This is a genomic window from Labilibaculum manganireducens (assembly GCF_963665805.2).
Lineage (GTDB): Bacteria > Bacteroidota > Bacteroidia > Bacteroidales > Marinifilaceae > Labilibaculum > Labilibaculum manganireducens.
Map to the genome: position 1 here is coordinate 1,320,980 of NZ_CAXXEE010000003.1, position 26,958 is coordinate 1,347,937.

The window sequence follows — 26,958 nt, forward strand, 5'->3', positions numbered from 1 at the left end:
TGTTAGTTTTTTATTTTCCATTCATTATTAGTAAAAGAAATGTTATCTGCAGTAAAATTGAAATTCTCACCATTAAATTCAATCCATTTATCTGCTAATTTTCCATAACCAACAGCTCTGGTTTTTATATTTTTATTGTCTTCTTTGTTGATCATTAGAAACAAACCTGGTTCAATAAAATCCCGCATGCCTCCCGATTCACAAATTACAGGAGTTTCTGCCGAAAGTATTTTCTCGAAAAAGGAGAGAACCTCAGGCAAATGATCATCTTTAGCCTGCACGTAATAAACCTTTTTGCTTCCTGCCTGAAACAAGCGATTGCTATCCTTACTGCCTGTTTTACTAGTTTCTTTTGCAATTACAAAATTATCAGTTTCGCTGATAATTTCTAATTCTTTGTTTAATTCATGAAAGTGAGGAGATATTTTAATACAAACCAACTCATTTTCACATTTCAATTTTTCTATCAATCGACATGCAAATAGGGTTTTCCCAACGTTTCTGCCGGTTCCTGCAATTAATAATATGTTCCTTTTGCTACTTATCATTTCTTAAATATAAGAAACCTCCAATTCAATTCAGAATCGGAGGCTTATGTTTTTAGTTTCAACAGTATATAAATTGCTAAGGCAAAGCACATTTACTTAACTATCGGGATCACACTAAATCACAAAAACACTCCTTTCCAATTTTAGGGTTTAAGCCTAGCGGGAGGCAAATTCGTTTCCCAATTTACCCATCGGTTTATAATTCGTTCCGTTTTGTTGTGGTTTAGAAATTATAAACTCGGAGATCACTTTATTTCAACGGTAAAGATATAAATATTAATGAATCTACAAATGTGTATGTGTAATGATATAAAAATTGACGCAAAGCTTGGTTATTCTATAAGAATGGGATTTCTGAAGAAAGCCTGCAGTCTGTAGTATTTAAAATGGAAACGATTGTGTTCTAAATGAAAAGGGAACGGAATTTATTTTGCAATTTATAATTAGTTTGATTAAAAAAAAGAATTCATTGCTATATTTATAGGCTTATTAAATGAGGCTAATATGGGAAAAGGGAATCATGGACATGCGCATCACGATCATGGTGATTTAAAAGGGCGAAATTTGGGAATTGCAATTCTACTGAATATTGGAATTACTGTTGCTCAGGTTATAGGCGGATTTATGTCGGGCAGTTTGGCTCTTTTGTCTGATGCCATGCATAATTTTAGTGATGTTCTTGCTTTAATCATAAGTTGGTTTGCAAGTAAATTATCGAGTCGTAAACAAACTGCAAAACAAACATTCGGATATAAAAGGGCTGAGATATTAGCCGCTTTGTTTAATTCAATATCTTTAGCTGTAATCGCATTTTTTCTTTTAAAGGAAGCTGTCCAGCGGATTTCAGAACCTCAGGAAATTGAATCAGGATTGGTGATGATTCTGGGAGGATTGTCAATTTTATTGAATTTGCTTAGCATGTTATTGGTAAAGAAGGATGCTAAGGATAATATTAATATGCGATCGGCTTATTTGCATTTGTTATCGGATATGATATCATCGGTTGCAGTGGTATTGGGAGGATTGGCAATGTATCTTTGGGAAATTTCGTGGGTCGATAGTGTACTTTCAATACTCATTGCGCTCTATTTGGTTTATTCGAGTTGGGGCTTGGTAAAGGAAAGTATCCGTATCCTTATGCAGTTTGCTCCTGTTCATCTCAATCTGGACGAAATTCTTCTGAAAGTTAAAGAGCTGGAGGAAATTGAAAATATGCATCATGTGCACCTGTGGCAACTGGATGATAAACAGATTAATCTTGAAGCTCACATTAGTTTTAGAAACGATATCAATTTGAGTGAAGTAAGTGAGGTGCTGCATAAATTGGAACACATGTTTCATGACGAATTTGAAATTAATCATGTTACACTTCAGCCGGAAATAAATGGTTTTTGCGAAGATGAGAGTGTTGTAAGTCAGGAAAGAAAACATACCCATTAGCCTATTTTCTTTCCCGATTTAATATCTTAATTGAATGAATTAAGCAAGTCCATTGGGTTTTCGACAAGGATTTTTGCTCCGTTTTCAAGTAATTCTTCCATGTCGCGGAACCCCCACAAAACGCCTGCTGCGTACATTCCCGAGTTTTCTGCTGTCCGCATATCAACGCCCGAATCACCGACATACATCATTTCTTCAGGAGCAATGCGCATTCTTGTACTAATAAGTATTGCTCCTTTAGGATTTGGTTTTCTTGGAATATCACCACCTGCACCAATTACCATTTCGAGTGTCCAGTCAGCGAGTAAAACATTCACTACTTTCTGAGTTAACTCATTGGCTTTGTTCGAGAATATGCCAATTTTAATATCTCTTTTCTGCAGTTCGGTAAGAAGTTCTGCAATACCGGGATACAAACAAGTTTTAGTAATGCAGTTTTCATCATAAACAATCATCATCCTGTTAAAGCAGGCTTCTAATATAGATTCATCATTTACAGAATCGGGCAGGGCATTTTCAACCAGAGCTTTCAGTCCGCGGCCAACAAATGTTTTGTACGTATCATAGTCATGTGTTGGAAATCCTTTTTCTGCTAAAACAACATTCATTGAATCGGCAATGTCTTCAATTGAATTGGCCAGTGTGCCATCAAGGTCAAAAACTACTCCTTTTATCATTACAATCTGTATTAAGTTTAAGAAGTACAAATATTGTAAACTCAGGTTAAGTATGCAAAGGGAATCTAATAAAAATTGAGCATAAAAAAAGCAGTTAATTAGAATTCCAATTAACCACTTAAGCTCTAAAGTTTTATTTATCTAATGATGGTTCTTAATTCAGCATTGTAATCATTGGTAATATCCATCCATTCATTGAACATGTTTTGCCATGATCCTTCTCCGTATAGTTTTTCAAACTCTTTTTTAAATCCACTATCCGAAGACCAATCGGCATAGCTTTTAAAATCCCATATCATTCCAACATCCGCACTTTCGCTTGTATGCAATGGGTTGTTGAAAATTAGAAATGCAAATCCTAATTTCTCCGATGTTTTCATTAATTTTTCAGCAAGTGCTTCAAAACGGTAATACTGTCCTCTTTTCAGATCGATTGCCCAGGCTTCATAATACTTGGCATTCATTAAAATTTCTTTTCCAAAAGATAATTTCGGGTTGTAATTCCAAAGATTGATTGGACCATATTTTTGAACCAGAGGTTCTACTGTTTTATCCCAATCGTCCTCATGACCATTTTCTTTTGCCGGGCGGGTATCCAGAGCAGCATATGTTGTGGGACCCATAATCCAAACATACCAGCCGGCTTTATCACCGTATTCAACTTTTCGTAAACCTGCCACATAATCACCTTTTGGATGAAATTTTTCATTGTGAGCTTTAATTGCTTTTTCGAACTCATCAGCCATTCCTTTTTTTGGCAGAATGTAAACACTTTCAACAACTGTTTTCTCTGCTTTCTCATTGGTTTGTGCTGTAACAGCAAAACTGAAACATAAAGCAATTGCTAAACCAATTATTCTCTTTCTCATGATAATATTGTTTTGGTGAATAAAGACTTAATTTACAATTTTATTTAGAATAATTCTAATTAAGATTTATTAAACATCTAATATTGAGGGTGTAATGGGTATTTTGTTTTTAGTTCTAATTGAGGAGGAATCACAATGAAAATTGTTGGAATTGTATTTCTGCAAAAGCAAAAAAAGGAAGAATATATCGTTTGCATTGGGTTGCAGCATTATTATTGGGCAATAAAATTTGAAAGAATCCTTTTGAAATGATACAGATAAGAAAAAAAAAAGCATATATTTGAAACTCTTAAAGATGAGGAATAGCTTTTTTGAAACAGATAAATAACATAGCGATTGAAATGAACATGTTGGGAATCAGCATGGGAATGTCTATGTCTGAAACTTCTATTTGTACTATTCCTACGATAATCACAACTACAACCACAACCCTTTAGGGGGTTGAATTTTTACATATCGCCACAGGTGAGTAGTTGATTGCTCAAAAACCATAGGGTATTTTGTACCTTGTACAATAACTGATTATTCAATAGTTAGTGTTGTCGGAGCATTCTTAATAATAAAGCAGAATAACTATTTAACCAAAATTTATATCAACCGATGGACAACCGGACATTTGTACGGAAGGGAATCTATCTTAAGAAATTAATCAATGAAGGTTTTAAAATTTGGAGGGAGCTCAGTTTCTAATTCAGAAAATTGTAAGCGCGTTCAGGAGATTATTAAAAGGAATTATGCCAACTGTAAGCAAGTTGTAGTTGTTTCAGCTTTTGGCGGAGTTACCGACGAGCTGGAAAGATGTATTAATCTGGCCAGCAATAGGAATAAAGAATATGAAAATTCCCTTTTTAAAGTAAAGGAAAGGCATTTTCAAGTAATTAATGAACTTAATTTACCAGCAGAAATAGAATTGGGTACATCAAAGAAATTTGATGAGATAGCAGAACTACTTCAAGGGGTTTATCTTTTGGAAGAAATCTCGCAAAAGGTAAAAAATTCTGTAATGGGATCAGGTGAGATATTATCATCTTTAATTTTTTCAGCCTATTTAAATCAATGTGGGATGAATACTGTGCTTTTCGATTCCAGAGACTTTATCAAAACACAGAATGGCAAAGGAGTATTTCTAAATAGCGAGCAGACCAATAAGAATTTGAAAGCCGTTAAAGATGTAGAATTTCAAGTTGCTTTGTTTCCCGGTTTTATAGCTTCCGGTCAAAAAGGTGAAATGACATTGCTTGGGCGTGGCGGATCGGATTACACAGCTTCTATTTTGGCGGCAGGATTAAAATGCAGCGAGTTGGAAATTTGGACTGATGTCAGTGGTATGTTTACTGCCGATCCAAGATTGGTATCGCAGGCTTTGCCGATTGAGCAAATGTCTTTTCAGGAAGCAATGGAACTTTCTCATTTTGGTGCTAAAGTCATTTATCCTCCAACCTTAATTCCGGTATTGCAGAACAAAATAAATGTTCGTATTAAAAATACGTTTGCTCCCGACGAAAAGGGAACTCTGATCACTTCTGCACCTAAAAGTGAACGTTCAATAGTTCGAGGACTTTCTTCAATCAACAACATTAATTTATTTACTCTTTCGGGCAGTGGAATGGTTGGTATAAGCGGATTTGCATCTCGCTTTTTCACTTGTTTGGCTCAGAATAAAATTAATGTTGTTCTAATTACTCAGGCTTCATCGGAGCAGAGTATGAGTGTTGGGATTAATGAGGGTGATAGGGCGTTGGCTATTGAAGCGGTTCGTTCCGAGTTCGAAATGGAAATTAGAATGAACTTGGTAAATGAACCGGCTGTTGAGCAGGATTTGTCAATTGTAGCCGTTGTTGGTGAGGACATGGGATATACTCCTGGGATTTCAGGAAAAGTATTTAGTGTACTTGGAAGAAACGGAGTGAACATTAGGGCTATGGCCCAGGGCGGTAATGAATTAAACATTACTTTCATGGTTCCAACCTTTGATGTAAAAAAAGTATTAAATGTTATTCATGAGGATTTTTTCATCTCAACTCATAAGAAAGTGAACCTGTACATTGCAGGAGTAGGTAATGTAGGGGGAAAATTATTGGAATTCATTAAAAATCAATACGATTACCTTCTTGAAGAGAAAGGTTTGCAATTGATTGTTCGTGCAGTGACCAACAGTCGGAAAATGTGCTTTGCAAAGGATGAAAATATGCTTCAGAATTGGAAGCAGAAATTGGAGGAAGAATCAGAGGTAGCCAATTTGCAGGAATTTGTAAAGCGGATGGATCAGGCAAACCTCAGAAATTCTGTGTTTGTAGATATCACCGCAAGCGAAGCTGTAAGTAAGGTGTATCAGCAGGTTTTGAACTCCACTGTTTCTATTGTGGCATGCAATAAAATTGCAGCTTCATCGGAATTTGATAATTACCTGAGAATTAAGGAGGCGGCAAAAAAGCACAATGTGGAATTCATGTTCGAAAGCAATGTTGGAGCAGGATTGCCGGTGATTAGCACAATTAACAGCCTGATTCATACCGGCGACAAAATTGTTGGAATTGATGCTGTTGTATCTGGCAGCTTAAACTTTATAATGAATGAGTTTAATAATGGTAAATCGTTTGTTGAAGCGGTGAAAATGGCAATGGAGCAAGGATTTACTGAACCAGATCCGAAAATCGACCTGAGCGGAATGGATGTCTTAAGAAAACTTTTAATATTATCTCGTGAGGCTGGCTACAAGTTAGAGGTGAAGGATGTAGAGCATGAACCTATGATCCCATTATCTTGTTTGAATGGTGAGACAGCAGCTGATTTGATCCGCGATCTGGAAGCTCACAATGATCATTTTGAGGCATGGAGAACTGTGATGGCTGAAAAAAATATCAGGTACCGTTACATTGCTTCTTTCGCAGATGGCAAAGCCAATGTAAGCCTTAAAGAGGTTACACCCGATCATCCATTTTACGATATACATGGTAAGGATAATGTGATTTCGTTAAAAACGAAGTGGTACAGCGATCAGCCATTGATTATTAAAGGTGCCGGAGCCGGAGCAGAAGTTACAGCTTCGGGAATTTTTGGCGATATCATTAGAATAACCAGCAATTAATTACCAACAAAGAAAATTGAATAACATGTCAGATAGTGTGAAAGTTTTTGCTCCGGGCAGCGTTTCCAACGTTGGTTGTGGGTTCGATATATTAGGATTTGCCATCGATGGGGTGGGCGATGAAATGATTATTACCAAAAATGACCAGAATAAAATAATTATACAAACAGTAAAGGATTATGAGGATCTTCCTACCGATCCAAAGAAAAATGTTGCAGGTGTAGCTATTCAGGCTTTATTGGATGATTTGGAAAGCGATCAGGGCTTTGATGTTGAGATGATTAAAAATATTAAGCCCGGAAGTGGAATCGGATCTAGTGCGGCAAGTGCGGCAGGTGCGGTTGTTGCAGTAAATGAATTGTTGGGTAAGCCATATACAAGAATGCAACTGGTTGATTTTGCCATGAAAGGTGAGGAGGTTGCTTCGGGTGATGTTCATGCTGACAATGTTGCTCCGGCAACACTTGGTGGTTTTTGTCTGATTCGAGGATACAATCCTCTGGATGTAATTCATATTCAGCCACCGGCAGATTTATGGTGTGCTGTTATTCATCCACAAATTGAAATCAAGACCAAAGAAGCACGGGAAATATTGTCTCCCCAAATTCCTCTAAAAAAGGCAATTCGTCAGTGGGGAAATGTGGCAGGCTTAATGGCCGGACTTTATACCGCAGATTACGATTTGATCGGACGTTCTCTTGAAGATCATATAGTAGAGCCACAAAGGAAGGTGCTGATACCTGAATTTGATGAATTGAAACTGTCCGTAATGGAAGCAGGAGCATTGGGTTGCAGTATTTCCGGATCAGGGCCATCGGTATTTGCATTGGCAAATGGAAAGGAGTCTGCAGATGTTATTGCTGCTGCTATGGATACAGTCTATAAACGTACCGGTTTGGATTACAAAATATACGTGTCCAAAGTAAGTGAAGGTGGAGTGAAAATTCTGTAACAGGAAGTAATTAGTTAAAAAATCGAATAGATTTTGATTCAGGAACTTGAAGAAAGGATAGACTTGTGAAATACTTTAGTACAAATAATAAAGATATACGTTATAGCTTTAAGGAAGCTGTAATAAAAGGGCTTGCGCCGGATAACGGTTTGTTTTTTCCGGTTTCAATACCAAAGTTGGAAGATGAATTCTTTCAACGATTGACAGAATTAAGTTTGCCTGAAATTGGATATGAAGTGGCTAAACACTTCGTTGGTGACGACATTTCCGATTCTGATTTGAGGGAAATTACCAAAGAGGTACTTAATTTCCCGATCCCAGTTGTGCCGATAGAAGATGGTGTTAACACTTTAGAACTGTTTCACGGACCAACTTGCGCATTTAAAGATGTAGGTGCCAGGTTCATGTCTCGATGTCTGAGTGCTTTCGCAAAGCAGAATCAGGAAGAGGTAACCATTTTGGTTGCAACATCAGGAGATACGGGCAGTGCAGTTGCCAATGGGTTTTTAGGTGTCGAGGGTGTAAAGGTGATTATATTATATCCTGCCGGAAAGGTGAGTAAGATTCAAGAGCAGCAATTAACCACTATGGGACAAAACATCACAGCTCTTGAGGTTGACGGCACTTTTGATGATTGTCAGGTATTGGTAAAAACCGCTTTTGGAGATACTGATTTGAATGCAGAATTGAGTTTGACTTCGGCAAATTCTATAAATATTGCTCGCTTGTTACCGCAAAGTTTTTACTATTTCTACGCTTGGGCACAATTGCAGCCAACAGATAAAAAAGTTGTGTTTTCAGTTCCCAGCGGGAATTATGGAAATCTTACAGGAGGATTGCTGGCAAAACAAATGGGATTGCCAATCGATTCATTTATTGCATCAGCAAATACAAATAAGGTTGTACCGGATTATTTAAGTTCCGGGAAATATGAGCCAAAAGCTTCTGTTCAAACCATATCAAATGCTATGGATGTTGGAGCTCCAAGTAATTTTGCTCGTATGATGGAATTGTATCAGGAGAAACATTTTGACATTGTTAAGGATGTAAAGGGAGCGTGGTTTTCAGATGAGGAAACTCAAGAGGCAATAGCAGATGTATATAGTAGGAATAAGTACATTCTTGATCCACATGGTGCCGTTGGATATCTGGGTTTGAAAAGATACTTAAATACGGATAGTGAGGTAGGTGTTTTTTTGGAAACAGCGCACCCGGCAAAATTTAAGGATACAGTTGAAAAGGTACTTAATACTGAAATAAGAGTTCCGGACTATCTTCAGCAGTGTTTGGGAAAAGAAAAAAAGAGTATTTTAATAAGTAAGGATTTTTCAGAGTTTAAAAGCTTCCTTTTACTTAAATAGGATCTCCCGAAAGGCTGTCATTATTTATGAACAGCCTTTTGTTTCCAATCATCTTATAATGATGCATATCATTGTGTAATACATTTTAATGAAATATACAGGAGATTGTGATGATGGTTTTATATTCTTTAAATCTAATTATAGTGCTGAATATTAGTTGTTTGTGTGTGTGATGTTGAGGTTTAGGTTTATTGTTGGCATGTCATATTAAATGTTAGTGAATAAAGCATTTTAGTAAATCAGTTAAATAAGAAAGACCTTTAAATAGAGTTATGATTTAATTCACATTCTTCTCTTTATTGTTTACGGGGAATAGCTTGAAAATTTATAGTTTTATTATGTTTCGATCTTTGAAAGGTTAAATTTCTTATTTTTTCTTATCGGAAATTTGCAAACCATCAGAAATCCTTTATATTTGTATATGATTCAAATTTAAAAGCAATTTTTAACCCTAAAATTTTATAAAGTTATGAACAAAGCTCAATTAATTGATGCAATTGCAAGCAAAGCTGGTTTGACTAAAGCTGATTCTAAAAAAGCATTAGATGCTTTCATTGAAACTACTACTGAGGCATTAAAAAGTGATGATAGAGTAGCACTAGTAGGATTTGGTTCATTTTCTGTTTCTAAGCGTGATGCTAGAACCGGTAGAAATCCTCAAACTGGTAAACCAATCAATATTCCAGCAAAAAAAGTTATCAAATTTAAGGCTGGTTCTGAATTAGCAGACTCTGTACAATAGATAATTGTTGTCAAAAGATGTTAGAGGGGGTGTATCAATAATACCTCCTTTTTTTTATTCCTAATTTTTTGTGGATGGAGAAGAAGTTATTGCAGGAATCGATTCATTTTTTGGAAGGTTTTACCAGTGAAAAGCGCATCGGATTACTGGATAAAAATATTGAAAACAGAACAAGATATATAACCTTGGTTTTGGAGGATATTTTTCAAGCTCAAAATGCCAGTGCCGTAATTCGTTCATGCGATTGTTTTGGTGTTCAGGATTTGCATGTTATTGAAAATCACAATGAATATCATTTAAATCCTGATGTTGTAATGGGAGCGTCAAAGTGGATGAATTTGCACAGATACAATAAAGAAGAAAGAAATACCTTAAGTACAATTACGAAATTAAAAAATCAGGGATATAGAATTATTGCAACAAGTCCTCATTCAAATGATATTCTTTTACCCGATTTTGATCTGACTAAGGGGAAAGCTGCATTTTTCTTTGGAACGGAACTGACTGGATTGTCGGATGAAGTAATGAATAATGCCGATGAATTTGTGAAAATTCCAATGTACGGTTTTACGGAAAGTTTTAATATATCGGTTTCTGCGGCTATAGTACTAAATCATCTTGCTACGGAGCTTCGGCGATCAGATATTTATTGGCAATTGTCTGAGTATGAAAAACTGGAGTTGAAATTAGATTGGTTGGTGCGATCTGTAAGATCGGGGGATGAGCTTCTCGGTAAATTTCTAAAAAAGAAGCAATAAAATAACCAATTTGAAAAAAAAATTATATTAAGTTAAATTTTGTGAAAGGGAATATTTTGGTTAAATATTTCGGAAATGGTAAAAAGATTGTTATTTTTGATGAAAACTACCTTGCCATAGATAAATATGATTTATTTACCTATTTTTGAATAAAAATTAACTACCACTATATGAATTGTGTTGTAATTGACGATGATAAGCTTTCGAGAAAAGTTGTTGAAAGTTATATTGAAAGAACAGACTTCCTAACATTTGGAGCATCCTACCCAAGTGCAATTGAAGCGATAAATAATATCAAAAAAAACGAACCTGTTGATTTGATATTTTTAGATATTGAAATGCCGGAAATGAGTGGCATGGAATTTTTAAATAGCTTAAGTACTACACCGCAAATTATTATTATCTCTTCAAAAGAACAGTATGCTTTGGAAGCTTTTGAGTATGATGTTACTGATTATTTATTAAAACCTATTAGTTACAGTCGGTTTTTTAAAGCGGTTAGTAAGGCAAACCGTCGCTATAAAAACAGCGAAAGTTTTATGCAGGATAAGAATGAGATTTTTATAAAAAGTAATTCGGCATTGGTTCGTTTGAATTACGATGATATTTTATGGATTGAAGCTCTTGAAAATTATGTTGTTGTAAATTCTTATCATGAAAAATATACAATACATTTTACCATGAAGGCCATCGAAGAAAAGATGCCCTCTACTCGTTTTTCAAGAATCCACCGTTCATATATCGTTAATTTGAGCAAAATTGGAGTGATTGAAGATAATTCAGTTGTGATTGAAACCGAAAGTGGGTCTAAAGCAATTCCTATCGGAAAATCATATCGTGATAAATTATTAGGAGATATTAATTTAATGACACGATAGTTTTTTTATGGCAGGATTTTTATTGAATTTTGTATTTAAATAAAAATTCTGTTTATGATTACAAATCGACAATTATTTCTGCAGCATGTAGCTACAACCTCTGATTTTCCTATTGCATTGGAAATAGAGAGGGCAGAAGGTATATATATGTACAGCCCGGACGGAAAGCCATATTTGGATCTCGTATCGGGCGTTTCTGTTAGTAACCTTGGGCACGGGCATCCTCGTGTTCGTCAGGCCATTAAAGATCAGGTTGATAAATATATGCACTTAATGGTATATGGTGAGTTCATTGAATCTCCTCAGGTTCAATTGGCCAAGCTCTTATCCGATAATCTGCCAGAGAGTTTAAATTCGGTTTACTTTGTGAATTCGGGGAGTGAAGCTAATGAGGGAGCTTTAAAATTGGCTAAGAGATATACCGGTAGGTCTGAAATAATTACTTTTAGAAATGCATATCACGGAAGTACTCATGGAGCTTTAAGTGTATTGGGCGACGAGGAATTGAAAAATGCCTTTCGTCCATTATTGCCGGACATTCGAATTATTGAATTCGGAAATATTTTGGATTTAGAGCAAATAACCAATAAAACAGCCTGTGTTATTTTGGAGCCCATCCAGTCCGAAGGGGGAATGATTATTCCAACCAAAGAATTTATTCAGGCTTTGAGGGAAAGGTGTACCGAAAAAGGGGCTTTACTGATTTTTGATGAGGTTCAAATGGGATTTGGACGAACAGGAAAACTTTTTGCATTTGAGCATTTCGATGTTGTTCCCGATATTCTTTGTCTGGCGAAGGCAATGGGAGGCGGAATGCCAATTGGAGCTTTTATATCGGATAAAAAGATACTTGACACGTTCAAGAGCAATCCAATGTTGGGGCACATTACCACTTTTGGAGGACATCCGGTTTGTTGTGCAGCTGCTAAGGCTGCTTTGGAAGTACTTTTGGAGGAAAATATTGTTGATGATGTTCAGCGCAAAGGAGAACTTTTTGTGACTTTGCTAAAAGATCATCCAATGGTGAAAGGATTTCGACAGTTGGGACTGTTTATTGCTGTAATTGTAGAATCTCAGGAGATCATGCTTGCTATTATGAAAGAAGCATATGAGTTGGGTGTTATTATGGATCCTTTCTTATTTTGTGCCGGAGCTTTTCGAATTGCACCCCCCTTAAATATTACTGATGAGGAAATTCATCATGCCTCGGATTTACTAATTGAGGCAATGAATAAGGTGAAAAAATAATATTTCACGGAATTGATGTTGTTCCTGTAAGAATATTCAAAAATAGATTGATGAGAAAATTATTACTTGTGTTTTTTGTCTTACTCGGGTCTTCAAGTCTTTTTTCGCAGATTAGTTTATTGGAGAAGGAACAGCAAATCAAATCTGAGTTTGATAGTTTAATTCTGGCTGATACTGATTCTTTAAAATTGAGTATCTGTTCTGAAATCGAAAAAATATTTTCGGATGTATTGGTTGAAGAACAGAGTTTTGATTATCCGTTTTCTGAATTATCAAAAATGGGTAAGTTGATTTCTCCCGATCAGAAATTTCGGATTTTTAATTGGAATTGTGTTTTGGATGATGGGACTTACCAATATTTTGGGCTGTTGCAAATTAAACTGAAGAAATCAATTCAGGTTGAGGTTTTGCATGATTCGAAGCTTGTCGCTGATATGTTTCATCAATACCCGGCAGTAAATTGGCCGGGAGCGCTTTACTATCAGATTATACCGTTTAAGGCAAAATCTGGTAATTCTTATTTCCTGTTGGGATGGGATGGAAATGATTTCCGAACCAACAAGAAGCTTGTTGAAGTGCTCAGTTTTGATGAGAAAGGACAAGTTACTTTTGGTATGCCGGTGATTATCTGGAAAGGAAAAACTTTAGACAGAATAGTTTTCGAATACGCCAAACAGGCAAGAATGACTATTCAATACAACGAAAAAGATAAAAGAATTGTATTTGATCATTTGGCACCGTCATTGCCAGTTTATCAGAATCAATTTGAATATTACGGACCTGATTTTTCTTACGATGCACTCGAGTATCAGAAAGGTAAATGGGTATTAGTTGAAAATATTGATGTAAGAAATAAGTAATAGAAATGAGTAAAATATTCCAATATCAAACAGAGCAGTTTGCTGATATAAAGATATTAAGATACCAGGTTCCCGGATTCGGGGAACTAAGTTTGAGTCAGAAAGAATTGATTTATTATCTGGCGGAAGCAGCGCGTTGTGGCCGCGACATTCTGTTCGATCAAAACAATAAAAATAACCTTAGCATTCGCCGTACTTTGGAGGCTATTGCTAGATCATATGATGGCGATCGGGAATCGGATGAATTCAAAAGCTTTTTGGTTTATGCCAAGAGAGTTTGGTTCTCAAACGGAATTCATCATCATTATTCGATGGATAAGTTCATGCCTGAATTCTCTGAAGAGTACTTTGGAGAGTTGCTGAGCAATACAAATTATGAATTACTGCCTTTGTTGGAAGGAGAAGATGTTGTTGGTTTGCTGACCAGATTGGTTCCTGTTTTGTTCGATGAAGATGTGGATGCAAAACGTGTGGTTTTGAGTCCTGAACTGGATTTAATAAAGGATTCTGCAAATAACTATTATGAGGGAGTTTGTGAGAAGGAGGCGGAAGATTTTTATGCCAAAATGGAAAAGGGAGATCCGGAAAGACCAATTTCTGCAGGTTTGAATTCCAAGTTGGTGAAGGAGAATGGGGAGCTGATTGAAAAAACATGGAAAGTGGGAGGAATGTATTCCGAGGCCATCGAAAAAATTGTGTTTTGGCTGGAGAAAGCAATTCCTGTTGCGGATAGTGAACTTCAAAGAGAATCTTTGGTGAAACTGGTGGAATTTTATAAAACCGGCGATTTAAAAGCCTTCGATGAATATTCAATTTTATGGGTGAAAGATTTAGATGCTCATGTGGATGTAGTGAACGGTTTTATTGAAGTGTATGGTGATGCTTTGGCGATTAAAGGCAGTTGGGAATCTATCGTTAATTTTAAAGATATTGAAGCCACCAAAAGAGCTGTGATCATTTCCGATAATGCACAATGGTTTGAGAATCACTCTCCTGTTGATGAACGATTCAAGAAAAAAGAGGTGAAAGGAGTGAGTGCAAAGGTAATTACGGTAGCCATGCTTGGGGGCGATTGTCATCCGGCAACGCCTATTGGGGTTAATTTACCAAATGCAGAATGGATTCGTAAAGAGCATGGAAGTAAGTCTGTTACCATTGATAATATTACGCATGCCTATCATCAGTCGTCTTTAAAAAGCGGAATGATTGACGAATTCGCCTATAGCAAAGAGGAAGTTGCACGTGCGAAAGAGCATGGATATTTGGGAGGAAACCTGCATACCGACTTGCACGAATGTCTTGGACACGGTTCGGGACAGTTGTTGCCTGGTGTGGGGATGGATGCATTGAAAAATTACCATTCTACTTTGGAAGAGGCCCGTGCTGATTTATTTGCTTTGTATTACATGATGGATCCTAAAATGGTAGACTTGGGATTAATGCCAGGTTTGGAGGTTGCCAAAGCTGAATACGACGGGTACATTCGCAATGGATTAATTACTCAGCTGACCAGAATTGAGTTGGGAAAAGAGATTGAGGAATCGCACATGAGAAATCGTCAGTTAATTGCCAAGTGGGTTTTTGAAAAAGGAGAAGCTGATAAAGTGATTGAGAAGATTCATGAAGCTGGGAAGACCTACTATGTAGTGAATGACTATCAGAAACTGAGAACACTATTCGGAGATTTATTGAAAGAAGTACAACGAATAAAATCGGAAGGGGATTTTAAGGCTGGTAAACGTCTGGTTGAAGATTACGCCGTGAAAGTAGATACAGAATTACATAAAGAGGTGAAGGAAAGATTTGAAAAGCTGAATCTGGCTGCTTATGCCGGCTTTATTAATCCGGATTATCATCCGGTTTACGAAGAAGACAAAATTGTTGATGTTCAAATTTCTTATCCAATGGATTTTATGGAACAGATGCTTCAATATGGAGAGAGATATTCTTTTCTGCCTAATATAAATTAAGATTGAGGAGATGATTTTTTCATCTCCTTTTTTTATCTTGAAAATTAACGTTTTTATCGAATAAGCGGGAAAGCTTAATTTCCTTAAACGATCTTTTGCTAATTTTAGGCTCAACCTTAAAACAGACAAGAAATGATAAAAAGAATTACTCTGTTCGCAAGCTTTGGACTGGCATGCCTTGGTGCTTTTGCACAGGATATGAATTACACCAGACAATTGGTGGAAAAGTTAAGCTCGGAAGAGTTTCACGGACGCGGTTATGTGAATAAAGGAGACAGCATTGCAGCAGTTTATTTGGCAACAGAGATGAAAAGTATTGGATTAAAAGGCTTTTCGGATAATTATTATCAGTCATATGCCACTTCGATCAATACCTACCCAGCAAATCCTAAATTGATTTTAGACGGCAAAGAGTTGGTGGACGCAAGTGAATATATTGTGAATCCAAACACAAAATCGTGCGTTGGAGAATCTGAATTAATATGGATTACGAAGGATGTTTTAACAAATTCCCGTGTGCTGGGTGATTTTATGAAGAAAGATCATTCCAATTCCTTTTTGGCTATTGATTCTACCGGATTAAATAATAAGGATTTGTATAATTTTGCGCAAAGCATGTTAAAAAAGAATGTGTTTGATGCAAAAGGGATTGTTCTGATTGATGGAAAATTGAAATTCTCCGCACGAACACAAACTGTTGTCTATACAACCTTCATGGTAAAGCCGGATGTGATTTCCTCGGATGCAAAGAAGATTACTTACGATATAAAAAGCGAATTTATTGAAGAGTATCAAACGCAGAATATAGTTGGTTATTTGCCAGGAAAATCGGACACATGTATTGTTTTTTCGGCACATTACGACCATTTAGGACATTTTGGTGATAATATGTATCCGGGGGCAAACGACAATGCAAGTGGAGTTGCAATGGTTTTGAATTTGGCAAAGCATTTTAAATCCTTAAAAAAGAAGCCTAACTACACATTGGTTTTTGCGTTGTTTAGTGGAGAAGAAGCTGGATTGCTTGGCTCGAAATATTATGCTGAAAATCCTTTGGTTTCATTAAGCAAAACCAAAATCAATCTTAATTTTGATATGGTGGCAACTGGTTCGGAAGGAATATTTGTTATTAACGGGAAAATGGTTCCTGAGGAAATGGCGAAATTCGAGGCAATTAATAAGGAGAAAGAGTATGTGTTTAAGATGTTTGGAACAGGAGAATCATCTTCTTCCGATCATGCATCCTTTCACGAGAAAGGTGTAAAAGCAGTTTTCTTTTATACGCATGGCGATAACTCCGATTATCATGAAACAACCGATACTGCCGATAAATTACCTTACACACAGTTCGAAGGAATGTTTAAATTGGTGAGAGATTATACTAACGGTAAGATAACTCGTAAATAATTGTGATATGAGAAGTATATTTGTATGCATTCTTTCTATATGTTATTCTTATTCTATTTATGGGCAAGAGCCACCTAAATATAAACTTAATGATATAATGAATCCTAAGCTCCAAGATGCAATTGGAGTTGATTTACTAAGCGAGGAACAAAAAGATTATTTGTTGTTTTTTTGTGATTCAATGTTTAAAAAAGGCTATTACAAAGGGTATGCTGAAGCTGCTAAAACGTCTCAAAGCCCCGATGTGATAGAAACTAGAATAAATGGAGAATTTACTGGATGGGAGGGCGAGACTGTCGTGAAATTGATAAATGGAGAGATTTGGTTACAGCAAGATTATCAAATAGACTATAAATATCTTTTTAGTCCAGAAATATTGATATATAAATCTAGCTCAGGAGTATTTAAAATGAAAATTGAAGGTGTAGAAAAATCTGTTATTGTTAAAAGGTTAAAATAGATAGTGAGTTTTTGTCGTTGGAAAAATCCATGGGTAAAAACACTCTCCACGATTATTTTGCTGCATATTCCGTTGGCAAAATGCCCTCCGGCAGTCATAGTTGGGGAAATCCACGTGGCAAAATGCTCTCGACAATAAAAGTTGAGGAAATCCACATGGCAAACTGCTCTCGATGATTGTTTTACTGCTTTTTCCGTTGGCAAATTGCCTTTTGTGGAAAAAAGTTGGACAAAACTATGTGGCAAATTGCTCTCGACGACCAATGTTGGGGAAATCCACTCGGCAAAATGCTCTCGACGATCAGAGTTGACCAAAACCACGTGGCAAACTGCTCTCGACGATTGTTTTACTGCATTTTCCGTTGGCAAACTGCTCTCGACAATAAGGCTTGATTAAAACCATCGGATAATTGTTCTTTACTGTTTAATAAAACCACAAAAGCTGACAAGATTCTAAGATCTGTCAGCTTTTGTGATAAAAGATTAGTTACAAGTTAAATTTTAATTTAATTCCAGTATCCCGGTGGTGCTTGCCATCAAAACTCCAAACAACTTCTACGTCCAGCAAAAGGAATATTTGCGACAAACTGTAACCAACTTCCCAATAGTTCTTTTTGTCAGCATGAGTTAAGTAATTGGCAAATAATTTCTCCTGAATGGCCAATGAATTGTTCAGTATTGGCAATCGTTTTAACAGAAATCGATCGGATGTGTATTGAATATGTGCTTCCAAATAATCCTCGGTAGTAGAGTGCTGGTAAAAATCCAGTAATCGGAAAGTATCCCATTTGTTCGCAAACATAAGTACTGGTTTGCTGGTGTTAAAATGGCAGTAATCAGCAAAGAAAGTCTTGTTGTTGGTAAGGAAACTTCCAGCTCGGGCACTATAGTTTATTCGATCGTTAAAACCTATATCAAATGCTTGCTTTACCGAGGCTTCCAGTAAAGAATAGTCGGTTTCCGAATCGAGCACATCGCTAATTCCCTGTTTGTAAAGCAAGGAGAAAACTGGTTGGGAATGGTAATTGACCATGTCCTTAACACCTTTCTTTATGGAATATCGATGGCGAGGGGTGTATTCTAATTCGGCTGTAAAAGTGAAAGCTTTATTGTCTCGAATCAATTCTGGATTTACTCCTGCTGGGATATTGGGAGTGTAGGCATTCTCTTTCGGACCCGTGAAATAGAATTTATTGGTGTTGTATAATTGTTTTCGGTTGGCATACTCCAATTCTGTATGGAGATTTAATCCATTTGCCAGATCGGTTTCATGCCAGATATTCACATAGTTTTTGTCATACAGTTTTAAGTGATTGTCCTTATAGTATAATGAAGTCATAGCATTCAGCATCGGATTAATACCTGAGTTTTCATTGAAATCAACCGCTTTACTTCCTCCTTTAAAACCTATCCAAGCACGTTTCATACCGTTGTAACGATACCTGCTGCTTAATGAATAATCGAGATGCTTTCGGGAGAAGGCATAAGTGAAATCAGGTGATAAATCGAAATAATGACCAATGGTATCCTTTTTAGTATATCTGAAAGGTGCATTAAATGTAAAACCCTGAACCGTGTTGTAGGAAATCTTATCGAAGGCAAAAAGGCCTGGAATCGTGAGTGAAGAATTTTCTTCTTTGTACTGATACGTTTTTCCAAACAAAACATGTTTGAATTTAAACTTTCGATTAGCCTGACGAACAGAATCTTTGTATTCAGGAGTGTTACGAACAATTTCGATCGAATCCTTTTTTGTGAAACTAATCTTTTCATCTTCCGATAGAGGAATGGGTCTCATCTGAGTCCAGTACAAGGAATCTTTATCTTTGGCATCTTTAGCAATTTTCAGCTTTTCGATTTTAATTTCCAGTGGTTCTTTTACCTTCTCTGAACGCTTTTCCTGATTTTCTTTTTCCATCAAGCGGTACAACTTTCGCATCTCCGCATTATTCATATCGTCCTTTTCCAAAAGATTTTGGATTTCATCTTTCCGCTTTTTTTCTTTAACAGACAGAACTTTTGAATCTTGCTGGTTGGTTACTTCCTTGATGCTTTCAGCTTCCTGCTTTAAAGCCAGTTCCTGTTGTTTTAGGTAATCATGATCCAAATCTGGATTTAATACAATTTTATAATCTTTAATGGAAGCAACATATATCATATTCATGCCAAATCCCATGCCTTTAAAATTCACATCAAAATCGAAACTTACCGGCATCCACACGCTTTCGCTTACCGGAGCATACAATTGATGCATGTGTACATCGGTCATTGGAAGATTGAGTTTTAAATCGGCGGAATGGATGTTCCAGAAATTTTCGGCAATATTCAAAAACCCACGAAACAAATCTTTCCCTTTTCGTTTGGGTGTTACTTTAATTCTGTTGATCATTCTTCCCTGATCTTCAAAAACTGATTCCAACTCAAATTTATAGACTGAAAATGCCGTTTTATCCAAAGGGGAAATGAATCCATCTTCTTTGGTATCGTATAAGTTAGCGGTAATAAACTGCATTGGGTTGGCCTCTTCACCTAAACCCGATGAACGAACCGATATTACTTCCTCCTCAATTTTATCGGGCAATTCGAAGTGAATTTTTGATATGTTTTCCGTTACAAAGGTCTTGCCTTCTGTAATATCTTGTTCTGCCAATTTCTTTTTAAAAAGCCGAGGAACACTGGTAATCTTTCCCGATCCTTTTAAATATACCGTATTGTTGTATTCGCTGACTTGCTTGGTATAATAATCGCCCATTGCAATTGCTTTTCGCATTACATAGCAGGCCGGATCCTCACCGCTGGCCAATACTTTTACTTCCTTTAACTGATAGGTTTGAGGAGCCAATGCAACATTCATTTCCACATCTTTGTTGTTGATGCTCACCTTTACATTTTTGGTTTTAAAACCCAAATACCGGTATTCGAGCTCCCATTCGCCTTTGGGGAGGTCTAATTGATACTGTCCGTCGATATTTGAAGTCGTTCCGGTAGCCAGCATTTTTATGTAGATATTGGCAAAGGGAATGGCATTGCCATCCGTATCGGATATTGTACCTGTAATTTGTTGTGCGTTGCTCAGTACGGAGCATAAGAGTATTAGGGAGCTAATTGTGAATTTGATCATACTTTGTTTTTGTTATTGGTAAGACTAAGACGATTGAAAGTTTGAAAAGGATACAATGGAATTTTAATTGGCTGATATTGCTTCCTTTTGAGGAATGTAAATTTATCAGGAAAATATAATATAAAGTTAAACAGCAGTTGCGTTTTATAATTTTTTAACAAAAAGGAATAGTATTTAATATGCTTTGTCAAGTGCCAGTATACAATTATCAGTAATATGACGCCAAATGGCGATGTGTTGCAGCTAAGAATTATGTACTTTATTTGTCGTTTAATTTGAGAAGAACTGACAGTATTCTGAAATTTTTTCTTGTTTCCTGTCTTATTGACAGAAAATTTCTCTTGGCATAGGCTTTGACTATTCCACATTCGAAAAATTGTAATTCAAAATTTTAAAACGATATAACTATGTCAACAGGAAAAATTGGTGTTACCAGTAACGATCTGTTTCCAATTATTAAGAAGTTTTTGTACTCAGATCACGACATCTTTTTGCGTGAAATTGTTTCAAATGCAGTTGATGCAACTCAGAAATTGAAAACTTTAGCTTCCTCAGGAGAATTTAAGGGGGAAGTAGGAGAATTAAGAGTTTCTGTTAGTATTGATAAAGAAGCAAAGACGATTACTATTTCCGATAATGGTATTGGTATGACTCAGGAAGAGATTGAAAAATACATCAATCAGATTGCTTTTTCGGGAGCGGAAGAATTCATGGATAAATACAAAGATCAGGCGAATGCCATTATTGGTCATTTTGGATTGGGTTTTTACTCTTCGTTTATGGTATCCGATAAGGTGGATATTGTTACTCTTTCGCACAAAGAAGGCGCCGAAGCAGTAAAATGGAGTTGTGAAGGAAATCCTGAATATACTTTGGAGAAAGTAGAAAAAGCTGACCGGGGAACTGATATTGTAATGCACATTTCGGAAGAGGAAGAAGCCTTTTTGGAAGAGAGCCGTATTCAGGAATTGTTGAACAAATATTGTAAGTTTTTACCTGTAGAAATTGCTTTTGGAAAGAAAAAGGAATGGAAAGACGGTAAGAATGTTGATACTGATGAGGACAATATTATTAACGATACAAATCCTGCATGGACAAAGAAACCTGCAGATTTGAAAGAGGAAGATTACAGCGATTTTTACCGTCAGTTGTATCCAATGGGTGAGGATCCATTGTTTCACATTCACCTGAATGTTGATTATCCTTTTAATCTGACCGGTGTGCTGTATTTCCCAAAAATTAAAAACAGCGTTGAAATTCAAAAGAACAAAATTCAATTGTATTGCAATCAGGTATTTGTTACCGATTCGGTAGAAGGAATTGTTCCTGAATTCTTAACCATGCTTCATGGTGTGCTTGATTCTCCGGATATTCCATTAAACGTATCTCGTTCTTACTTGCAAAGTGATGGTAATGTGAAGAAAATTGCCAGTCATATTTCTAAGAAAGTTGCCGATAGCTTGAATGATATTTTCAAGAATGACCGTGCAGATTTCGAGAAAAAATGGGATGATTTACGCATTTTTATTCAGTACGGAATGTTGACTGAAGAGAAATTTTACGATCGTTCTAAAAAATTCATGTTGTTCAAAAATACCGAAGGAAAGTATTTTACAATGGAAGAATATGAGGCGATTATCAAGGAAAATCAGACCGACAAAGATAGTAATATCATTACCTTATATGCTACTGATGTAGATGCTCAGTACACTTACATTGAGGCTGCGAAAGCAAAAGGATATGATGTTTTGGTGATGGACAGTCAGTTGGATAATCACTTGATTAACCATTTGGAGCAAAAAACACCAACTACAAAATATGTTCGTGTTGATTCAGATATCATCGACAAATTGATTCAGAAGGATGAGGTAAAAGCATCGAAGCTTACCGAGGCTCAAAGAAATGATTTGATTCCTGTTTTTAATTCTCATTTGCCATCGGGGAAAGTAAACTATATTGTAGCTTTCGAATCGTTAGGAGCAGATGCACAACCATTACTGATTACTCAATCGGAATTTATGCGTCGTATGAAAGATATGGCTGCTATGAATGCAGGAATGGGTTTCTATGGTGAAATGCCTGATTCTTTCAACTTGGTAGTGAACTCCGATCATGCTTTAATTGCAACTATTCTTGCTGATAAGGATGCTAAAATGGGAGAGAAGCTTGCTGAGGTTTCAGCAAAATTGACACCAATTTTGGAGGAAAGAGCCCAATTGGATGCTTTGAAAAAGGACAAGAAAGAAGACGAAGTTCCTCAGGAGGAAAAAGATAAAATGGCTGAGGTTCAGAAGCAAATTTCTGCGGTGAATGCTGAAAAAGAAGCATTGCTAAAAGGATATGGAAAGGACAATCAATTGGTGAAACAATTAATCGACCTTGCATTGCTTGCCAACAACATGTTGAAAGGTGCTGAGTTAGCAAAATTCGTAAAACGAAGTGTTGATATGATTAAGTAATTGATCGTTCATACAATATAATTTGCAGCCGGGCCTTAGGGTTCGGCTGTTTTTTTTTTATTCTTGATTGGCTTTTCCAGCAAATAGAAAGTCGGTTCAGTACAGTTCTTCTACAGCTGAGATAATAATTTGCCTTGTATTTTCTTTTTTGCTGATTGAAAAATCAATATTCAATTTTGAGAAACGGATACAATTGGTGTTCGGAATGATTTTTTAATTTCGAAAATGGCCACAGTCTTCCGAGTGATGATGTTTTAATTTCGAAAATGGCTACAGTCGTCCAATGTGATCATTTTTCAATTTCGAAAATGACCACAGTCTTCCGAGTGACGATTTTTCAATTTCGAAAATGGCTACAGTCATCCGAGTGATCAATTTTCAATTTCGAAAATGGCCACAGTCGTCCGAGTGATGATTTTTCAATTTCGAAAATCGCTACAGTCGTCTGAGTGATGATTTTTCAATTTCTAAAATCGCTCAAGTTATTGAATGAGGATATTTTACTAAAAAGAGGGTGGGGCAATTGCCGATTTTGGAAACTTATTTAATTCTGAAAATTGAAGTGCTTGTTGTTTTGCACCATTGGGTTAGTATAACTTCCTCAGGGGTTTTGAACTTATAATTTCTACTCATTACATGATTTAGTTCGGTAATAAATAGAATAGTAAAGTAACATAAATTCATGAATACAAAAAGCTTGACATTTATGCCAAGCTGTATTTGTTGTTTATCAGTTATTACCACACGAAAGGATTTATTGCATCGAACTTCGTTTCGTGCGGTAGGGGGGACAGTGTCAATTATTTATCTATACTTTCCTATTAACTATTTTCAATCATACTTTTCAATAAGTTGCAAATTATTTTTAATTATAGCGTAATAAGAGAAACTCCTCTCAATATTTCCATTATATGTATAATCCCACTTAGAAATTTTCTTTTTATAATCAATCCAAGTAACTTTATAATACCAGTCAACATTATGAATGGAAATTTTAACACCATTTTCTAAGTCTTCAATATTTTCTATTTTATACAGACATGATTCCATTAAATCTAATTGTATTTCATTTTCAGTAACAACAATCTTTCTTATCCATTCAGAGGATAATGGTTGAAAATCATCACCTTTTTTTTCAACCTCAATCCATTCTGAATTTCTTATACTAAATGAATCATCTCCTTTTTTATTTTTCACTTCTTGACCCTGACAAGAAAGTGATAATGTGATCATTAACCACAAACAATAACGTTTTAATCTCATATCAATTATTTTTTCTTACTTGAGTAACTGTATACTTATGTTTTGATGTATAAGCAGTTGATCCTCTTAATGAATTATCCGATTGAATATAAAGCTTGTTTTCATTACTAATTCCATATCGTTCAAAAGAAGTTCCAACTTCATAAAAGAGATAATATGATCCTTGAGTATCACTCGATCTTCCAGCTAACACAATAAAATGATCTGTCGTTAAGTCATTATTAAAACCACCTTTGTATTTATATGTATGGTCAACTCCTACTAATATTGGTTTGTCCGCTTCTAATTGTTCATCAATATACTCAATGCTTTTTTTTGCAATATTTTCATCTACAACTAACTTATTGTTAGATTCTGTGGCAATTTGAAAACGAGCAGTACCATTAACTAAATTTCCTCCGTTAACATTATGATTGGCTAGGACAATCATACAGGATCTCCAGCATGCAACATTTTGTTTGTCCTTATTTCCAAATTTTGAATCAAACTGTGTTTGCCATTTATCACGTTTTCTAAGATCAATATCTTCTTTCAAAAAAATCCTCCTCATCTGCTCCACAAAAGCTACAGGATGAAAATGGGAAACCACTGGGTTAGCTATAGGGAAGGGGCTTAGTGGAATTTCTTCTTCCTTTTTATCGCCGTATGCCATTCGCTCGTAGACCCATTTACCCAGTTTATAGATTAGATATTCCCCCATAATAATCGGCGAGCTCATTAGGGCACCATTCACAAACTTAGTTCGGTAGCTACTTTTTCGAACTTCAATACCTTCCCATATTTCTAAATCGGACACTTTTGCTTTTAGAGCATCTAAACGCTCCTGTTTTATTTCATCTAATTCTTGCTGATTGGCTAAAGCTTTTCCTTTTGCGTCTTTTTTAACTGCTTCTTTATAAAAGTTATCGTACTCATCAACTAAACCTGCAATGTATTTACTCCCATAGGCCCACTCGTTAAAATGTTTACAAACTAAATGAGAGAGTTTATCTGCTGTATAATGATTGCTTAAAGCTCTTTGTAGTTCGTATGGTTCCAATATACCATCGCCATCCTCATCTACTATTTTGCAGATGTCTGAGAAAAAACTTGTTTTTTTACCTAAACTGTAAATATAGTTGTTAGCAGTATCTTCTTTTAGCTCAAATCCAAACTTAGTCCAATCGTAGGGCGAAAAATTTTCCTCTAAATCATCTTTACAAACTAAGCCTTTGTACTTAATGGCGACTCCGTTTTTTTGTACTCCTATAGGTTCAAGAAAATACCATTCCTTTTTATCCTTGTCTTTATAAATTTTGCCTTCTTTTATATTTACAATTACATCGGCTACTATTTTGGTATTTACATTTTTCTCGTCAGGTGCAATCAGATATACTTCCGATATTTCTTTGTTGAGCCTATTGTATTTTTTCGTTTCAACAGTACTTTTTGGTGCCGGGGGTGCAAGCACCGCAACATTAGATGTATTGGTAGTTTGGCTCGGAGCTTTAGCTACCGAAGCTTGTTTTATCGTAAAACTTAGTATTTTTTCTTCTATATCTTCACTTTTCACCCAAAATGTAAATCCTTTATTTACATTTATGTAGCTCACTCTCCTTTGATCTCCGTCAAGTTCTTTTTCAAGCTTTACTTGATCACCCATTTTAGCTATATCGCCTACTATTTTATTGAAATTAGCAAGCGCACTAGTATTTGCAAGTTTACTCGAACCAGAATCCTTAAAAATATAGAAACCACCGAGACATTCAGGTAGCTCTGTCTTTTTATTATCAACAATAACTTCTAGGTTATCCAGCTCAATCTCCGTATAAGCATCAGTAGTTTTTCCTGTTTTTTTTACGGGAGTGTTTTTAATCACTTGTAAAGGGTACTTCTTTTTAAGCTCCGTTCCTTCTGTCAGTTTTGTAAAGTTCTTATTTTTATCGCCATCTTTATTTACATTGCTTAAAAAATTAGTTACGTCATCTGGCGTAAATACCTCTACATGAACTCCTCGATAGGCTTCCTGCTTTTCAAATCCATTTTTCCCTGTAAAACCAATAATATCACCAGCTTTAACTTCTATACAAGGATTTACCACAGTGTCTAATTGATCGTTAGTAAGCGTGAATACGTCTACTTTTTTTAAAGCACCACTATTGCAGTAGCCACTTACTTTTTCATCTCCAACTTTAGTAACTTTTAACCATCCTGTTTTGCCACGATCTTCTTTTGCAATTTCAATAGAACTACCTCTTACTATAAGTTGCTTAATTTCTGAACTGTTTTTTGCTTCTTTATAAAGATTCGCACCATATTCGTTATCTCCATCATTGCCTTTAAAACTCTCTGCTAACACCTCTCCACTTGTTGCATCAACAATTTGTACGGTGTTAAATTTTGCCACATAAGTATCACCTACAATAGACTTTCCTTTGGGTGTTTTATACTCAACTTTTCTTCTATCCTTATCTTTATCATCGGCCAGAAATTTAAGCTTAGTGCCCATTGGTGCTATGGCTAATAAATTACCACTTGCATCTTTTATTTTAGCACCTTTTACCTCCTTGGTATCTTTAGCTGTATCTTTTACCGAATAGGCATTAACTTTAAAAATAGCTGGTATTTTATTGCCAATCATTTCCTGAAAAAAAGACAAATGATTGTACAGGGAATAAAAGCATAATTTTTGTTTGTTAGGACTTTCGTACTGATGCTGAATCAATACAAAACTATTGGAGAAGGATCTCTTTTTTCCATCCTTGTCGATATCTGAACAGACTCTATATGCAATGATATTGCCATCGGAAATAGCATTTATTGCATTATCTCCTTCGTAATGAATTCCACCATGCCAGGTATTCATTCGTCCTATGGGA

The 26,958-nt window shown here is 35.9% G+C and carries 19 protein-coding genes and 1 riboswitch; of the genes, 13 read left to right on the forward strand and 6 right to left on the reverse strand.

Annotated features, from left to right (window positions below):
• Positions 1 to 2: 2 nt before the first annotated feature.
• Positions 3 to 548 (reverse strand): hypothetical protein, encoded by a 546-nt coding sequence (locus ACHZAX_RS04950; protein ID WP_320018257.1) that lies wholly within the window; start codon positions 546 to 548, stop codon positions 3 to 5.
• 114 nt (positions 549 to 662) lie between these two features.
• Positions 663 to 804: riboswitch (molybdenum cofactor riboswitch) on the reverse strand.
• A 248-nt stretch (positions 805 to 1,052) separates the two neighbouring features.
• Between ACHZAX_RS04950 and ACHZAX_RS04955 the strand changes: the two genes are divergently transcribed.
• Positions 1,053 to 1,988 (forward strand): cation diffusion facilitator family transporter, encoded by a 936-nt coding sequence (locus ACHZAX_RS04955; RefSeq protein ID WP_320018258.1) that lies wholly within the window; start codon positions 1,053 to 1,055, stop codon positions 1,986 to 1,988.
• A 26-nt stretch (positions 1,989 to 2,014) separates the two neighbouring features.
• Here ACHZAX_RS04955 and ACHZAX_RS04960 read toward each other — a convergent pair whose 3' ends face one another.
• The gene (locus ACHZAX_RS04960) at positions 2,015 to 2,665 is read right to left on the reverse strand and encodes an HAD family hydrolase (protein ID WP_320018259.1); all 651 of its coding nucleotides are present in this window, start codon (positions 2,663 to 2,665) and stop codon (positions 2,015 to 2,017) included.
• A 137-nt stretch (positions 2,666 to 2,802) separates the two neighbouring features.
• A complete protein-coding gene (locus ACHZAX_RS04965) occupies positions 2,803 to 3,534 on the reverse strand; it encodes a hypothetical protein (protein WP_101311222.1) in 732 nt (243 codons plus the stop codon).
• A 652-nt stretch (positions 3,535 to 4,186) separates the two neighbouring features.
• Between ACHZAX_RS04965 and thrA the strand changes: the two genes are divergently transcribed.
• The 11 genes from thrA to ACHZAX_RS05020 all read left to right on the forward strand — a co-directional run bounded on the left by thrA (position 4,187) and on the right by ACHZAX_RS05020 (position 17,258).
• On the forward strand, positions 4,187 to 6,622 hold the full coding sequence (gene thrA / locus ACHZAX_RS04970) for a bifunctional aspartate kinase/homoserine dehydrogenase I (protein WP_320018260.1): 2,436 nt from the start codon (positions 4,187 to 4,189) through the stop codon (positions 6,620 to 6,622).
• A 25-nt stretch (positions 6,623 to 6,647) separates the two neighbouring features.
• Positions 6,648 to 7,574 carry a homoserine kinase gene (locus ACHZAX_RS04975; protein ID WP_320018261.1) on the forward strand — a complete coding sequence of 309 codons (927 nt, stop codon included), beginning with the start codon at positions 6,648 to 6,650 and terminating at the stop codon, positions 7,572 to 7,574.
• Positions 7,575 to 7,639: 65 nt separating this feature from the next.
• Positions 7,640 to 8,935 (forward strand): threonine synthase, encoded by a 1,296-nt coding sequence (gene thrC / locus ACHZAX_RS04980; RefSeq protein ID WP_320018262.1) that lies wholly within the window; start codon positions 7,640 to 7,642, stop codon positions 8,933 to 8,935.
• A gap of 469 nt (positions 8,936 to 9,404) precedes the next feature.
• On the forward strand, positions 9,405 to 9,677 hold the full coding sequence (locus tag ACHZAX_RS04985) for an HU family DNA-binding protein (protein WP_101311226.1): 273 nt from the start codon (positions 9,405 to 9,407) through the stop codon (positions 9,675 to 9,677).
• A gap of 74 nt (positions 9,678 to 9,751) precedes the next feature.
• The gene (locus ACHZAX_RS04990) at positions 9,752 to 10,435 is read left to right on the forward strand and encodes a TrmH family RNA methyltransferase (RefSeq protein ID WP_101311227.1); all 684 of its coding nucleotides are present in this window, start codon (positions 9,752 to 9,754) and stop codon (positions 10,433 to 10,435) included.
• Positions 10,436 to 10,605: 170 nt separating this feature from the next.
• Complete coding sequence (locus ACHZAX_RS04995) at positions 10,606 to 11,313, forward strand: LytR/AlgR family response regulator transcription factor (RefSeq protein WP_101311228.1); 708 nt, start codon at positions 10,606 to 10,608, stop codon at positions 11,311 to 11,313.
• A 54-nt stretch (positions 11,314 to 11,367) separates the two neighbouring features.
• Positions 11,368 to 12,561: an aspartate aminotransferase family protein gene (locus ACHZAX_RS05000; protein ID WP_320018263.1), complete on the forward strand. Its 1,194-nt coding sequence runs from the start codon at positions 11,368 to 11,370 to the stop codon at positions 12,559 to 12,561.
• Positions 12,562 to 12,611: 50 nt separating this feature from the next.
• Positions 12,612 to 13,421 carry a hypothetical protein gene (locus ACHZAX_RS05005; RefSeq protein WP_320018264.1) on the forward strand — a complete coding sequence of 270 codons (810 nt, stop codon included), beginning with the start codon at positions 12,612 to 12,614 and terminating at the stop codon, positions 13,419 to 13,421.
• Between the two features lie 5 nt (positions 13,422 to 13,426).
• On the forward strand, positions 13,427 to 15,391 hold the full coding sequence (locus ACHZAX_RS05010) for a dipeptidyl-peptidase 3 family protein (protein WP_320018265.1): 1,965 nt from the start codon (positions 13,427 to 13,429) through the stop codon (positions 15,389 to 15,391).
• 132 nt (positions 15,392 to 15,523) lie between these two features.
• The gene (locus ACHZAX_RS05015) at positions 15,524 to 16,798 is read left to right on the forward strand and encodes a M28 family metallopeptidase (protein WP_101311588.1); all 1,275 of its coding nucleotides are present in this window, start codon (positions 15,524 to 15,526) and stop codon (positions 16,796 to 16,798) included.
• Between the two features lie 7 nt (positions 16,799 to 16,805).
• On the forward strand, positions 16,806 to 17,258 hold the full coding sequence (locus tag ACHZAX_RS05020; RefSeq protein WP_101311587.1) for a hypothetical protein: 453 nt from the start codon (positions 16,806 to 16,808) through the stop codon (positions 17,256 to 17,258).
• A 486-nt stretch (positions 17,259 to 17,744) separates the two neighbouring features.
• Here the strand turns inward: ACHZAX_RS05020 and ACHZAX_RS05025 are convergent, their stop codons facing one another.
• Complete coding sequence (locus tag ACHZAX_RS05025; RefSeq protein ID WP_320018266.1) at positions 17,745 to 20,378, reverse strand: DUF5686 family protein; 2,634 nt, start codon at positions 20,376 to 20,378, stop codon at positions 17,745 to 17,747.
• A 407-nt stretch (positions 20,379 to 20,785) separates the two neighbouring features.
• On the opposite strand from ACHZAX_RS05025, the gene htpG reads away from it, so the two are divergent.
• Entirely contained in the window at positions 20,786 to 22,837 is a 2,052-nt protein-coding gene (gene htpG, locus ACHZAX_RS05030; protein WP_101311584.1) for a molecular chaperone HtpG, read from the forward strand.
• 831 nt (positions 22,838 to 23,668) lie between these two features.
• On the opposite strand, the gene ACHZAX_RS05035 is transcribed toward htpG, so the two are convergent.
• Together ACHZAX_RS05035 and ACHZAX_RS05040 are read right to left on the reverse strand one after the other, a co-directional pair.
• Positions 23,669 to 24,100, reverse strand: a complete 432-nt coding sequence (locus ACHZAX_RS05035) for a hypothetical protein (protein WP_320018267.1) — start codon at positions 24,098 to 24,100, stop codon at positions 23,669 to 23,671.
• Position 24,101: 1 nt separating this feature from the next.
• Entirely contained in the window at positions 24,102 to 26,945 is a 2,844-nt protein-coding gene (locus ACHZAX_RS05040) for a hypothetical protein (RefSeq protein ID WP_320018268.1), read from the reverse strand.
• Between the last annotated feature and the right edge of the window lie 13 nt (positions 26,946 to 26,958).

Bases quoted from the DNA above. Each gene is read 5' to 3' on its own strand.
- ACHZAX_RS04950 (WP_320018257.1), bottom strand. From the start codon at position 548: ATGATAAGTAGCAAAAGGAACATATTATTAATTGCAGGAACCGGCAGA.
- ACHZAX_RS04955 (WP_320018258.1), top strand. From the start codon at position 1,053: ATGGGAAAAGGGAATCATGGACATGCGCATCACGATCATGGTGATTTA.
- ACHZAX_RS04960 (WP_320018259.1), bottom strand. From the start codon at position 2,665: ATGATAAAAGGAGTAGTTTTTGACCTTGATGGCACACTGGCCAATTCA.
- ACHZAX_RS04965 (WP_101311222.1), bottom strand. From the start codon at position 3,534: ATGAGAAAGAGAATAATTGGTTTAGCAATTGCTTTATGTTTCAGTTTT.
- thrA (WP_320018260.1), top strand. From the start codon at position 4,187: ATGAAGGTTTTAAAATTTGGAGGGAGCTCAGTTTCTAATTCAGAAAAT.
- ACHZAX_RS04975 (WP_320018261.1), top strand. From the start codon at position 6,648: ATGTCAGATAGTGTGAAAGTTTTTGCTCCGGGCAGCGTTTCCAACGTT.
- ACHZAX_RS04985 (WP_101311226.1), top strand. From the start codon at position 9,405: ATGAACAAAGCTCAATTAATTGATGCAATTGCAAGCAAAGCTGGTTTG.
- ACHZAX_RS04990 (WP_101311227.1), top strand. From the start codon at position 9,752: ATGGAGAAGAAGTTATTGCAGGAATCGATTCATTTTTTGGAAGGTTTT.
- ACHZAX_RS04995 (WP_101311228.1), top strand. From the start codon at position 10,606: ATGAATTGTGTTGTAATTGACGATGATAAGCTTTCGAGAAAAGTTGTT.
- ACHZAX_RS05000 (WP_320018263.1), top strand. From the start codon at position 11,368: ATGATTACAAATCGACAATTATTTCTGCAGCATGTAGCTACAACCTCT.
- ACHZAX_RS05005 (WP_320018264.1), top strand. From the start codon at position 12,612: ATGAGAAAATTATTACTTGTGTTTTTTGTCTTACTCGGGTCTTCAAGT.
- ACHZAX_RS05010 (WP_320018265.1), top strand. From the start codon at position 13,427: ATGAGTAAAATATTCCAATATCAAACAGAGCAGTTTGCTGATATAAAG.
- ACHZAX_RS05015 (WP_101311588.1), top strand. From the start codon at position 15,524: ATGATAAAAAGAATTACTCTGTTCGCAAGCTTTGGACTGGCATGCCTT.
- ACHZAX_RS05020 (WP_101311587.1), top strand. From the start codon at position 16,806: ATGAGAAGTATATTTGTATGCATTCTTTCTATATGTTATTCTTATTCT.
- ACHZAX_RS05025 (WP_320018266.1), bottom strand. From the start codon at position 20,378: ATGATCAAATTCACAATTAGCTCCCTAATACTCTTATGCTCCGTACTG.
- htpG (WP_101311584.1), top strand. From the start codon at position 20,786: ATGTCAACAGGAAAAATTGGTGTTACCAGTAACGATCTGTTTCCAATT.
- ACHZAX_RS05035 (WP_320018267.1), bottom strand. From the start codon at position 24,100: ATGAGATTAAAACGTTATTGTTTGTGGTTAATGATCACATTATCACTT.
- ACHZAX_RS05040 (WP_320018268.1), bottom strand. From the start codon at position 26,945: ATGAATACCTGGCATGGTGGAATTCATTACGAAGGAGATAATGCAATA.